This is a genomic window from Pseudonocardia sp. NPDC049154 (assembly GCF_040648315.1).
Taxonomy (GTDB): Bacteria; Actinomycetota; Actinomycetes; order Mycobacteriales; family Pseudonocardiaceae; genus Pseudonocardia.
Genome location: NZ_JBEZDN010000187.1, coordinates 1 through 11,364, shown reverse-complemented (window position 1 = coordinate 11,364; position 11,364 = coordinate 1). Strand labels below are relative to the sequence as shown.

General features: G+C 72.2%; 12 protein-coding genes. 4 read left to right on the top strand and 8 right to left on the bottom strand.

Annotated features, from left to right (window positions below; translation table 11 throughout):
* Positions 1-82: 82 nt before the first annotated feature.
* From AB0B41_RS40975 to AB0B41_RS40945, 7 genes are read right to left on the bottom strand one after another with little or no spacing between them, the layout of a single operon-like run.
* Positions 83-427 carry an SDR family oxidoreductase gene (locus AB0B41_RS40975; protein ID WP_358212430.1) on the bottom strand — a complete coding sequence of 115 codons (345 nt, stop codon included), beginning with the start codon at positions 425-427 and terminating at the stop codon, positions 83-85.
* Between the two features lie 5 nt (positions 428-432).
* Complete coding sequence (locus tag AB0B41_RS40970) at positions 433-687, bottom strand: hypothetical protein (protein ID WP_358212429.1); 255 nt, start codon at positions 685-687, stop codon at positions 433-435.
* A gap of 10 nt (positions 688-697) precedes the next feature.
* A complete protein-coding gene (locus tag AB0B41_RS40965; protein ID WP_358212428.1) occupies positions 698-1,537 on the bottom strand; it encodes an enoyl-CoA hydratase-related protein in 840 nt (279 codons plus the stop codon).
* A 25-nt stretch (positions 1,538-1,562) separates the two neighbouring features.
* Positions 1,563-2,780 carry an acyl-CoA dehydrogenase family protein gene (locus AB0B41_RS40960; RefSeq protein ID WP_358212427.1) on the bottom strand — a complete coding sequence of 406 codons (1,218 nt, stop codon included), beginning with the start codon at positions 2,778-2,780 and terminating at the stop codon, positions 1,563-1,565.
* Positions 2,777-3,619: an enoyl-CoA hydratase/isomerase family protein gene (locus AB0B41_RS40955; protein ID WP_358212426.1), complete on the bottom strand. Its 843-nt coding sequence runs from the start codon at positions 3,617-3,619 to the stop codon at positions 2,777-2,779. The genes AB0B41_RS40960 and AB0B41_RS40955 overlap by 4 nt, the downstream gene beginning before the upstream one ends.
* The gene (locus AB0B41_RS40950; RefSeq protein ID WP_358212425.1) at positions 3,616-4,368 is read right to left on the bottom strand and encodes an SDR family oxidoreductase; all 753 of its coding nucleotides are present in this window, start codon (positions 4,366-4,368) and stop codon (positions 3,616-3,618) included. The genes AB0B41_RS40955 and AB0B41_RS40950 overlap by 4 nt, the downstream gene beginning before the upstream one ends.
* Before the next feature lies 1 nt (position 4,369).
* Positions 4,370-5,191: an enoyl-CoA hydratase/isomerase family protein gene (locus AB0B41_RS40945; RefSeq protein ID WP_358212424.1), complete on the bottom strand. Its 822-nt coding sequence runs from the start codon at positions 5,189-5,191 to the stop codon at positions 4,370-4,372.
* A 190-nt stretch (positions 5,192-5,381) separates the two neighbouring features.
* Here AB0B41_RS40945 and AB0B41_RS40940 point away from each other — a divergent pair, with 190 nt between their 5' ends.
* Complete coding sequence (locus AB0B41_RS40940) at positions 5,382-6,569, top strand: acyl-CoA dehydrogenase family protein (protein ID WP_358212423.1); 1,188 nt, start codon at positions 5,382-5,384, stop codon at positions 6,567-6,569.
* A gap of 72 nt (positions 6,570-6,641) precedes the next feature.
* Positions 6,642-7,754, top strand: coding sequence for an acyl-CoA dehydrogenase family protein (locus AB0B41_RS40935; protein ID WP_358212422.1), 1,113 nt, complete (start codon positions 6,642-6,644; stop codon positions 7,752-7,754).
* A gap of 37 nt (positions 7,755-7,791) precedes the next feature.
* Here the strand turns inward: AB0B41_RS40935 and AB0B41_RS40930 are convergent, their stop codons facing one another.
* Positions 7,792-8,973 carry a CaiB/BaiF CoA-transferase family protein gene (locus AB0B41_RS40930; RefSeq protein ID WP_358212421.1) on the bottom strand — a complete coding sequence of 394 codons (1,182 nt, stop codon included), beginning with the start codon at positions 8,971-8,973 and terminating at the stop codon, positions 7,792-7,794.
* A 207-nt stretch (positions 8,974-9,180) separates the two neighbouring features.
* On the opposite strand from AB0B41_RS40930, the gene AB0B41_RS40925 reads away from it, so the two are divergent.
* Together AB0B41_RS40925 and AB0B41_RS40920 are read left to right on the top strand one after the other, a co-directional pair.
* Entirely contained in the window at positions 9,181-9,951 is a 771-nt protein-coding gene (locus AB0B41_RS40925; RefSeq protein WP_358212420.1) for an FCD domain-containing protein, read from the top strand.
* Positions 9,952-10,090: 139 nt separating this feature from the next.
* Positions 10,091-11,242, top strand: coding sequence for an acyl-CoA dehydrogenase family protein (locus AB0B41_RS40920; protein WP_358212419.1), 1,152 nt, complete (start codon positions 10,091-10,093; stop codon positions 11,240-11,242).
* Positions 11,243-11,364: the final 122 nt, after the last annotated feature.

Genomic DNA, 11,364 nt, shown 5'->3' with positions numbered 1-11,364 from the left:
GACTCCACCCCCCCCCCCCCGCCGCCGGGCGGGCGGCCGCCCGGGCGGGGGTGGGGGCGCGCCCGGCGCGCCCCCTCCTCGGTCATCGCTGGGTCGAGCCCGCGTCCACCGGCAGCGTGACGGCGGTGACGTACCGGCCGTCGTCCGAGGCGAGGTAGAGCGCCGCGGCCGTGATGTCGGCCGACTCCACCCAAGGGACCGGCAACAGGTTCATCCCCGTCGCGACCTCGGCGTACTGCTGCCCGGTCGCGTCCGTGCGCCCGGTGACGGTCGCCCGGGTGGCGGGGTTCTGGAACATCGGGGTGTCGACGTTCGTCGGGTGGATGGTGTTGACCCGGATGTGGTGCGGGGCCAGCTCGTTGGCCAGGCTCCGCATCAGCCCGACGAGCCCGTGCTTGGCCGCGTTGTAGTGCGGGATGTGGGCCATGCCCTTCAGGCCCGCGGCCCAGCTGTGCGGGTGTCCGCCACCGAGGCGAGGATCCGCCGGTCGAGGGCCTCGACCTGGCGGACGGTCTCGTCGAGGTCCGCGCGCGTGGCGCCCGGGTAGCCGACGGTCTCGACCGGCTCGCACACGTCGACGGCGATGATGTCGGCGCCCTCCTGGGCGAACCGGACGGCGTGGCTGCGGCCCTGACCACGCGCCGCCCCGGTGATGAACGCGACCTTGCCCTCGAGACGTCCTGCCATGCCTGCGGCCTCAGTCCGTGGGCAGCGGGTCGGGGACCCGCACGGTCGCCGGGTCCCACGGCGCGAAGGCGGGCGGGCGCTTCTCCAGGTAGGAGTTCACGCCCTCCTTGAAGTCCTCGTGCTGGCGCAGGACCGTGTACCACCAGCGGATCGCGAGGGTGCGCGCGTCCTCGTGCGTGCTCTCCTCCGCCTCGTAGACCTGGGACTTGATGAGCCCCATGGCGGTGGGAGAGCTGTTCTTCGCCAGGTCCCTGGCGTACTCCAGGGTGGCGGGCAGCACCTCCTCGGGCTCGAAGAGCCGGTCCACCAGCCCGAGGTCGAGGGCCTCCTGGCCGACGACCACGCGCGCGGACAGCAGCAGGTCCATCGCCTTCGACGTGCCCAGCACACGGGTCAGCGTCCAGGCCAGGCCGTGCTCGGCCATGATCCCGCGCTTGACGAACGCCGTGGTGAACTTGGCCTTGTTCGACGCGAACCGCAGGTCGCAGTTCATCGCCGCGACGAGCCCGATGCCCGCGCAGGAGCCGTTGATCGCCGCGATGATCGGCTTGCGGATGGTGCGCGGGAACGTGATGGGCGGGCGCTTGTGCGGGTGCGTGGTCAGCGCGGGGTCACCGACCTGGTCCGACAGCGTCTGGGTGTCGATGCCGGGGCAGAAGATCCTTCCCTGGGCGGTGAGGACAATGACCCGCACCTCGGGGTCGGCCTCCAGCCGCTCCAGGTGCTGGTAGTACTCCAGCTCCATCGGGATGGACCAGGCGTTGTTGCGGTGCGGCCGGTTGATCGTCAGGACGGCGACGCCGTCGGCCACCTCGAGCAGGAGGTCCCGCTCGGTCGTGGTCTCGCTCATGACAGTCCCCTCGTGCGGGCCGCACTCACGGCCGGGCTTCCTTGGGCAGGCCGAGCACGGACTCGGCGAGGATGTTGCGCTGCACCTGCGAGGTGCCCGCGTAGATCGTTCCGGAGATCGCGGCCATCCACGTGTCGACCCAGGAGGCGGAGGAGTTGGGCGCGCCCGGGTCGTCCGCGCGGTAGTGCCGGATCGGCCTGCGCCCACTCGGGGCCAGCGCCTCCGCGCCGAGCAGGCTCACGCCCAGGTCGGTGGTCTCCTTGTGGTGCTCGCTCCAGTAGAGCTTGGAGACCGACGCGTCCCGGCCCGGGACCTCGCCCTTCAGCCACCCGGTCAGCGTACGGAAGCCCAGGTAGCGCATGATCTGGCCGCTCGTGTAGGCCCGCACGAGCTGGTCTCGGACCAGCGGGTCCGATGCCAGGCCGCGCTCCTGCGCCAGCGCGATCAACCGGCGCACCTCCGCCCCGAAGAAGATCGGGTTGGTGGCCACCTCGTCGCCGCGCTCGAGGCCCAGCAGCGCCATCGCGGCCGTCCAGCCCTGGTTCGGACCGATGACGACGTTCTCCTCCGCGGTGCGCGCACCGTCGAAGAAGGTCTCGTTGAAGTTGTCCCCGCCGGTCATCATGGTGATCGGGCGGATGGTGATGCCGGGCTGGTCCATCGGCACCAGCAGCATGGAGATGCCCTTGTGCCGCGGCGCCTCCGGGTCCGTGCGGACGAGGACGAAGATCCAGTTCGCGCTCCGGGCGTCGGACGTCCAGATCTTCTGGCCGTCGATCACCCACTCGCCGTCGACCAGCCTGGCCTTCGTGCGCAGCCCGGCGAGGTCCGAACCCGCGCCGGGCTCCGAGAAGCCCTGGCACCAGGTGTCCTCGCCGCGCACGATCCGGGGCAGGAAGTGCGCCTTCTGCTCCGGGGTCCCGAAGCGCAGCAGCAGGTTCCCGATCATCTTGATCGAGAAGTTGTCGTTGAGCCCGTACGGCGGGACCTCGGCTTTGGCGAACTCCTCGCTCAGCACCACCTGGCCCAGCTTGTCGAGTCCGGCCCCGCCGTACTCCTTCGGCCAGCTCGGCGCGACGTAGCCGCGTTCGGCCAGCCGGGTGCGCCACCAGGCGGTGAACTCCTTCGCCTCGGCCGAGGACATCGCGCCCAGGCCGGGGAAGTCCTTCGGGAGCTCCTCGGCCAGGAACGCGCGCACCTCGGTGCGCAGCTGCTCCGCCTCCGGGGGGTAGTCCAGGTTCACGGCGTCCGCTCCGGTTCCGTCGGGTCCGTCGGGTCCGTTCCGTGCGCTGCGCGATGCGGCGCGAACTTCGGGGCCCGCTTCTCCACGAACGCGCGGAAGCCCTCCTGCCCGTCCGCGCTGCCATGCAGCGCGGTGGCGGCGGCGCGCTCGCGCACGATGCCGTCCGCCACGGACAGCATCGCGGTCTCGCGCAGCAGCGACTTGGTCCGCGCCGGGACCAGCGCCGCTCCGCCTGCGAGCTCCTCGGCGACGGCCCTCGCCTGCACGAGGACGTCCTCCGGGGACTCCGCGAGCCGGTTCGCCAGGCCCAGCTCGTAGGCGCGGGCGCCGGTCAGCGTGCTCCCCAGCATGATCATCTCGGTGGCTATCCCGCGCGGCGCGAGCCGGGGGAGCCGCTGCGTGCCGCCCGCCCCGGGCAGCACCCCGAGCTTCGCCTCCGGCACGGCCAGCTTGCCCTTGCCGAACACCACCCGCAGGTCACAGGCCAGGGCGAGCTCGAGGCCGCCGCCCATCGCCGCGCCGTTGACCGCCGCGACGAAGGGGAGGGGGCTGCGCTCGATGAGCTCGAGCGCGTCGGTGAAGCCGTGGATGAACCGCTCGAACTCGCCGCTGTCGGCGAAGCCGTCGATCTCGTCGATGTCCGCGCCCGCGGAGAACGCCCGCCCGGCACCGGTGACGACGACCGCGCGGACCGACGCGTCGGCGTCGAGCTCGCGGACGGCCCCGGCCAGCGCCCGGCAGGTGGCGCTGCCGATCGGGTTGAGCCGCTCGGCCCCCTCCAGGACCAGCGTCGCGACCGCCCCGTCCCGGCGGAGCGAGACTCCCGTCGCCGCGCTCATGCCATCGTGAGGCCGCCGCTGACGGACAGCGTCTGGCCGGTGATGAACGCGGCGCCCTCACCCGCGAAGAACACGACGGCGGGGGCCACGTCGTCCGGGGTGCCGATGCGCTTCATCGGCACCGCGCGGCGCATGGCGTCGAACATCTTCTCCGACAGGTCCGACACCTGCTTGAGCAGCGCCGTGTCGGTGGGGCCGGGGCACACGGTGTTGACCGTGACGCCCTTGGTGGCGACCTCGCGGGCCAGGGCCTTGCCGAACGCGATCATCGCGCCCTTGCTGCCCGAGTACACGACCTCGCCGGACGAGCCGACCCGGCCCGCGTCCGACGCGATGTGGATGATCCGGCCGAAGCCGCGCTCGACCATGCCGTCGAGCACCGCGCGGGTGACGATCACGGTGCCGAGGTAGTTGACGTCGACGACCTTGCGCCAGGTGTCCTCGGTCGACTGCACGAAGGGCTCGATCTTGTCGATCCCCGCGTTGTTCACCAGCACGTCCACCGGGCCGAGCTCGGCCTCGACGCGCGCCACGGCCGCGGCCACGGACGCGCTGTCGGAGATGTCGACGCCGACGCCGATGCTCGGCGTGGGCAGCCCCTTCGCGACGGCAACGGCGGCGGCCTCGTCGAGGTCCGCGGCGGCGACCGCGTGGCCGGCCTCGGCGAGGTGGCGGGCGATCGCGCCGCCGATGCCCCCGCCCGCGCCGGTGACCAGGGCGACCCTGGGCTTGGTCTCGGTCTCCGTCATGTCAGGCATCCTGTCCGGTCGTGGCGGCGAGGTCGGTGAAGCGCGGCGGGCGCTTCTCCAGGTGCGAGGCCAGGCCCTCCTTGACCTCGGGGCCGCCGAATCCGATGAACTCGGCGCCGAGCGAGGCCTCGAAGGCGGGGATGGCCGAGCGCAGCCAGTGGTTGAGCGCGTGCTTGGTCCACTGGATCGCCGTGGGGGCGCCCTCGGCGAGCCGGACGGCGATCTTCTCGGCCTCGGCCACCACGTCGTCGTCCTCGACGCACAGCGAGACCAGGCCGATCCGCTCGGCCTCCTCGCCGCTGAGCGGGTCGCAGGTCAGCAGGTAGTACTTGGCCTTGGCCAGGCCCATCATGATCGGCCAGCAGATCGCGGCGTGGTCGCCCGCCGCGACGCCGAGCCGGGTGTGCCCGTCGATGATCTTGGCCTTGCGGCCCGCGACGGAGACGTCGGCGAGGATGCCGGTGACCAGGCCTGCGCCGACAGCGGGTCCGCGCATGGCGGAGATGATGGGCTTGTCGAAGGCGACGATGTTGAGGACGAGATCGCGGGCTTCGCGCATGACGCGGATCCGGGTCTCGTAGGAGTCGACCATGGCCTGGATGGACTCGAAGCTGCCACCGGAGGAGAAGGCCTTGCCTGCTCCGTAGACGAGCACCGCGCGGACCTCGGGGTCCGCCTGCAGCGCCGGCCAGACGTCGGCCAGGTCGCGGTGCATCTGCGGCCCCACCGAGTTCAGCGAGGGGCCTTCGAGCACGAGGTGCATGACACCGTGCTTGTCCAGCTCGAGCTTCAGACTGGGGAAGTCGGCGTAGCGATCGCCCATGCGGCACGTTCCTTCGGTTGACCGGTTTCGGGAGCCCTCGTCGGCGGCGGTTGCCCGCCCGCCCGGCCGTCCCTATAGTTCTATCATCTAGATGGTAAGGGTGTCAGTAGGCAAGGGTCACCGCTGCCACCGCCGACCGTCCGTCACCACCCCGGGACCGGAGCCCGCTCGCCTGGAGGAACACGCCGCCGTGGATCTGACACTCAGCCCGGAGCTCACCGACTTCCGCGAGGAGGTCCGGACCTGGCTCGCCGAACACCTGGTCGGGGAGTTCGCCCGACACCGCGGCGTGGGCTTCTCCTGGGACGCCGAGGCGTGGGACCTGCGGGTCGCCTGGGACCGGGAGCTCGCGGCCGGCGGCTGGCTGTGCCTGGGTTGGCCCGAGGAGTACGGCGGTCGCGCGGCGACCATCGACCAGCAGCTGGTCTTCCAGCTCGAGTACGCGCTGGCCGACCCGCCCTACCGGGCCACCACCCAGGGCCAGGACCTGTTCGGGCCCACCCTGCTGCACTTCGGCACGCCGGAGCAGAAGGCGCGGTTCCTGCCGCCGATCGCGCGCGTCGAGGAGTTCTGGGGCCAGGGGTTCAGTGAGCCGGGCGCCGGATCGGACCTGGCGGGCCTGCGCACCCGGGCCTGGCGGGACGGCGACGAGTGGGTGATCGACGGCCAGAAGGTCTGGACCTCCCACGGCGGGTACGCCGATTGGCTCTACGTGCTGTGCCGCACCGACCCGGACGCGCCCCGCCACCGGGGCATCTCGATGCTGGTCGTGCCGACGGACCAGCCCGGCGTCGACATCCGCTGGATCCGCAACGTGCTCGGCGGGGACGACTTCTGTGAGGTCTACTTCGACGGCGCCCGCACCCGGGCCGACCTCGTCGTCGGCGAGGTTGACGCCGGGTGGGGCGTGGCCATGGGCGCGCTCGGCACGGAGCGTGGCACCACGATGCTCGCCGAGAACCTGCGCCTGCAGCGCGAGGTCGAGCTGATCACCGAGGCGGCGCGGGCGGGCGGCCGGGAGCCGACGGGCGCGCTGCGCCGCGACCTCGCCCGGGCCTGGACCGACGCTCGGATCGCGGAGTGGAACGGGCTGCGGCTGATGACGGCGATCAAGACCGGCCGCGGCGTCGATCCCGTCGTGCAGTCCTCGGTCAGCAAGGTCTTCGCCAGCCGCGCCCACACCCGCCTGGGCGAGACCGCTATGCGGGCCCGGGACGCGGCGAGCGAGCTCGTCGGCGAGGACTACGCGCTCGACCGCCTGCAGCAGGTCTTCCTCGGCACCCGCGCCGAGTCGGTGTTCGGCGGCACCCAGCAGATCCAGCTCAACATGCTCAGCGAGCGCACCCTCGGGCTGCCCCGCGAGCCGCGACGCGCGTGAGCGCCGCACCCGTCCCCACGTACCCCGGGCACCGGACCCGGACGAGCCACGCCCGGAAGGGGTGAGTCGCAGGTGGAGTTCGCCCTGAACGACGAGCAGACGACGCTGCAGGAGGTCCTGCGCGAGTTCCTGTCCGAACGCGCCGACGAGACGGCGGTCCGCGCCCAGATGGCGGAGCCCGCGGGCTTCGACCGCCAGCTGTGGAAGCGCATGGGCACCGAGCTGGGCCTGCAGGGGATGGCGATCCCGGAGGAGTACGGCGGCGCGGGCTTCACGTTCGTCGAGCTCGGCATCGTGCTGGAGGAGATGGGCCGCGCGGTCACGGTGTCGCCCTTCCTCGCCTCCGCCGTGATGGCCCCCCAGCTGCTGCTGGCACTCGGCGACCCCGCGGCCTGCGAGAGATGGCTCCCCGGGCTGGCGAGCGGGGACGTCGTCGGGACGGTGGCGCTGGCCGAGGACGGCGGCTCCTGGAAGCCAGGCGCGGTGGCCCTGACCGCCCGGAGCGAGGGGGCGGGCTGGGTGCTCTCTGGGCACAAGTCCTTCGTGGTCGATGGCGCGGCGGCGGACCTCGTCCTGGTCGTCGCGCGGACCGACGACGGGCTCGGGGTGTTCGCCGTCGAGGCCGGGGCGGACGGGTTCGAGCGGACCCCGCTGGCCACCATGGACCAGACCCGCAAGCTGGCCCGGCTGACCTTCGCCGACACCCCCGCCGTCCGGGTCGGGTCGGGGGACGCGACCCCGGCCGTCGAGCGGATGCTCGACCGCACCCGCGTCGCGCTCGCGGCGGACGCCCTCGGCGGCAGCGGCAGGGTGCTGGACATGTCCGTGCAGTACGCCAAGGTGCGGGAGCAGTTCGGCCGCCCGATCGGCTCGTTCCAGGCGATCAAGCACATGTGCGCCACGATGCTGGTGGACCTCGAGTCCTCCCGCTCGGCGGTCTACTACGCGCTGTGGGCCACCGCGACCGACCAGGAGGACGTGCCGGTCGTGGCGCCGATGGTCAAGGCGCACTGCGTCGACGCCTACCTGGCGGCCGCGGGGGACAACGTCCAGATCCACGGCGGCATCGGCTTCACCTGGGAGCACCCGGCGCACCTGTACCTCAAGCGCGCGAAGAGCTCCCAGGCCCTGCTGGGCGGCTCGGACGAGCACCGGCAGCTCGTCGCCGACCGGCTCGGCATCTGACTGCCGGTTCCCGGGGCGGGGTCGCCCCGGGAACACGTCAGGCGGGCTGCTCGGCCCGGTCGACGACGGTGCCGTCCTCGACCAACCGGTCGACGCGGTCGGGAGCGAGTCCCCAGTCCGCGAGCACCTCGCGGGACTCCCGGCCGGGCACGGCGGGCGGTCGGGTGATCGCGGCGGGCGTGCGGCCCAATCGCGGCGCCGGAGCCGGCTGCACCACGCCGAACTCCTCGACGAAGGTCCCGCGGGCCACGTTGTGCGGGTGCTCGCGGGCCTCGGCGAACCCGAGCACCGGGGTCACACAGGCGTCCGTCCCGTCGAACAGCGCGGTCCAGTGGGCCCGGGTCCGGGTGCGGAAGATGCCCGCGAACAGCTCCTTGAGCTCGGGCCAGCGGGCCGGGTCGTCGCGGTCCGGCAGCGCCTGCGGGTCCAGGCCCAGCTTCTCGACCATGACCCGGTAGAACTGCGGCTCGATCGGCGCCACGGCCAGCCAGCCGCCGTCGGAGGTCTCGTAGGTGTTGTAGTACGGCGAGCCGCCGTCGCAGAAGTTGGTGCCGGGGGCGTCGAGCGTCCAGCGGCCCTGGGCCGTCATCGAGTAGATCAGCGTGGTCAGCGACGCGACGCCGTCAACCATCGCCGCGTCGATCACCTGTCCCTCGCCCGAGCGGTGCGCCTCGAGCACCGCGCTGACGATGCCGAACGCCAGCATCAGCCCACCGCCGGCGAAGTCGGCGATGAAGCCGGGGGGTGAGGGCGGGGGGCTGTCGGCGTCGCGCTGCAGCAGGGTGAGGGCGCCGGTCAGCGCCAGGTAGTTGAGGTCGTGGCCCGCCATGGCGGCCATCGGGCCCTGCTGGCCCCAGCCGGTCATGTGCGCGTAGACCAGCCGCGGGTTGCGCTCGCGGCACACGTCGGGGCCGAAGCCGAGCCGCTCGGCCACCCCCGGCCGGTAGCCCTCGATCAGCACGTCGGCGTTCGCCACCAGGTCGAGCAGCGTCTCCAGGCCCGCGGCCTGCTTGAGGTCCACGGCCACCGAGCGACGCCCGCGCGCCAGCGCGTAGAGCTCCGGCTTGCGTGCGCCCGGTCCGGGTCGGTCCACCCGGACGACGTCCGCGCCCATGTCCGCGAGCAGCATCGCCGCGTACGGGCCTGGTCCCATGCCCGCGATCTCGAGGACCCGCACCCCGGCCAGGGGGCCGCGGGTGGCGTAATTCGGGTAGTTCATTTATCGAGTATGGGCGCCCAGACTTGGCCCAGCAAGGGTCGCGGCGTGCTCGACACCCGTCCCAACCCCTCTGTTCGACCCCTGCTCGACGGCCTGTCCTCCACGACGGCGCGGCGGGGTGGCTCGGACTGGCTTGACGGGTACACAGCCGTTGATCGGGTAAACTTCGGAAACTCAGACACCATTTATCACCCCGAGGAGGCGAGCGTGAGCGAGCTCGAGACTCTGCGCGCCGCGAACCTGCAGCCGCCGCGCCTGCCGAAGATGGCGGAGCTGATCGCCGACCAGCTGCGCAAGCAGATCGTCAAGGGCGAGCTGGCCGAAGGGGCGGCGTTGCCCTCGGAGGCGGAGCTGCTCGAGCGGTTCCACGTCTCCCGGCCCACGCTGCGTGAGGCGTTCCGGGTGCTGGAGTCGGAGTCCCTGATCACCGTGCGGCGCGGGGCGCACGGCGGCGCACGGGTCCAGGTGCCGAACATCGATGTGGCGGCCCGGTACGCCGGGTTCGTGCTCGAGCACCGCGGCACCACTCTGGCGGACGTCTACGAGGCTCGGATCCTCATCGAGCCCCCGATCGTGGCCCTGCTCGCCTCCCGGCGCACCGACGAGGACGTCCGCAGGCTGCGAGAGGCCCTCGAGGAGCACGAGGCGGCCGCCCACGCCCCGATGGTGGCGATCCGCACCCACACCGCGTTCCATGCGCTCCTCGTGGAGCTCACGGGCAACCAGACCCTGCGTGTGCTCACCGGCATGGTGCAGCACATCATCGACCGGGCGAACTGGGACTGGGTGGAGGCGAAGTCCGCCACCCAGGAGGAGACCGGGATGAGCCTGGGGCTTCGGGCCCACCACCGGGTGGTTGACCTCATCGAGGCCGGCGTGGAGTCGGGCGCCGAGGAGGTCTGGCGCAAGCACCTGACCGAGGCCCGCGACTACCTGCTCCGCCCGGACCGCACCACCGTGCTCGACCTGATGAGCTGAGCGCCCTCGCGGCTCACCGACCTCTCCCTTCGGAGGGGCTCGCCCCGCTCGCCCGTCCCGCGCTTCCCAGGTTATAGTGCAATCAGTTAGATTTACTGGGAGCGCTCGTGTCGACCGCTCGACGTGGGAGGGACGATCCGTGGACTTTGGCCTGACCGACGAGCAGGAGATGCTCCGGAAGACCGCGCAGGACTTCGTGACCAAGACGTGCCCGCCGGAGACCGCGAAGCGGTGGGACGAGGAGTCGGTCCTGCCCCCGGAGCTGCTGACGGGCTTCGCGGACCTGGGGTGGTTCTCGCTGCCGTTCTCGGTGGAGGACGGGGGTGAGGGCGGCGGACCGATCGAGCTGGCGCTGATCGCCGAGCAGCTGGGCCGGGCGAGCTTCGACGTGGCGATGTGCTTCATCGGCGTGCTCATCCCCGCCATGACGGTGCACCGCTGGGCCTCGCCCGAGCAGCGCCAGTGGGTGCGTGAGGAGATCATGACCGGCAAGCACCGGCTCGCCGTCGCGATCTCCGAACCGGACAGCGGATCGGATGCGGCGGCGCTGCGGACCGCCGCCGTAGACCAGGGCGACCACTACCTGCTCAACGGGCAGAAGATGTGGTGCACCGGCGGCGGCCAGCCGAACACCACGATCGCGATGTACGTGCGCACCGGCCCGCGGGAGCCCAAGCACAAGGGTATCAGCCTGCTGCTCGTGGACCCGACGCTCGAGGGCGTCGACGTGCGGCGGACCCCCACGCTGGCCCGGCACATCCTGGGCACCACCGAGGTCACCCTGACCGACGTGCGGGTGCCGAAGGACCGGCTGGTCGGCCCGCAGGACGGGGCCTGGAAGGTCCTGCTGTCGAACCTCGAGCTGGAGCGGGTGCTGCTCAGCGGCGGCTACGTCGGCGCGGCCCAGGCCACGCTCGACGAGATGCTGCAGTACTCCAAGGAGCGCGAGGCATTCGGTCGCAAGATCGGTGAGTTCCAGTCGCTGGCCCACGCAATGGCGGACCTGCAGGTCGAGATCGACTCGGCGCGGCTGCTGACCCGCCGCGCCGCCTGGATGCTGGCCCAGGGCATGTCCTGCTCGCGCGAGGGCGCGATGGCCAAGCTGAAGGGCTCGGAGACCTACGCCAACGCCGCCCGGCTCGGCATGCAGGTGATGGCGGGCCACGGGTTCTCCACGGAGAGCGTGATGAGCTTCCGCTACCGCGAGTCGATCGTCACGACGATCTCCGGGGGCACCAGCCAGATCCAGCGCAACGGGATCGCCCGCAGTATGGGCCTGCGGCCCTACTGACCGGCGTCCGACGGACCGAAGGGCTCGACCCCAGGGGTCGAGCCCCTAGGCGTTGGGGGGGGGCGCCGCGTGGGGCGTGGTGGTCGGGGGGGTGGGCGTAGGCCGGGCCGGGGGGTGGGGCG

Coding starts and splice junctions, on each gene's coding strand:
- AB0B41_RS40965 (WP_358212428.1), bottom strand. CDS start 1,537: ATGAGCGAGACCACGACCGAGCGGGACCTCCTGCTCGAGGTGGCCGAC.
- AB0B41_RS40945 (WP_358212424.1), bottom strand. CDS start 5,191: ATGGGCGATCGCTACGCCGACTTCCCCAGTCTGAAGCTCGAGCTGGAC.
- AB0B41_RS40975 (WP_358212430.1), bottom strand. CDS start 427: ATGGCCCACATCCCGCACTACAACGCGGCCAAGCACGGGCTCGTCGGG.
- AB0B41_RS40970 (WP_358212429.1), bottom strand. CDS start 687: ATGGCAGGACGTCTCGAGGGCAAGGTCGCGTTCATCACCGGGGCGGCG.
- AB0B41_RS40950 (WP_358212425.1), bottom strand. CDS start 4,368: ATGACGGAGACCGAGACCAAGCCCAGGGTCGCCCTGGTCACCGGCGCG.
- AB0B41_RS40930 (WP_358212421.1), bottom strand. CDS start 8,973: ATGAACTACCCGAATTACGCCACCCGCGGCCCCCTGGCCGGGGTGCGG.
- AB0B41_RS40955 (WP_358212426.1), bottom strand. CDS start 3,619: ATGAGCGCGGCGACGGGAGTCTCGCTCCGCCGGGACGGGGCGGTCGCG.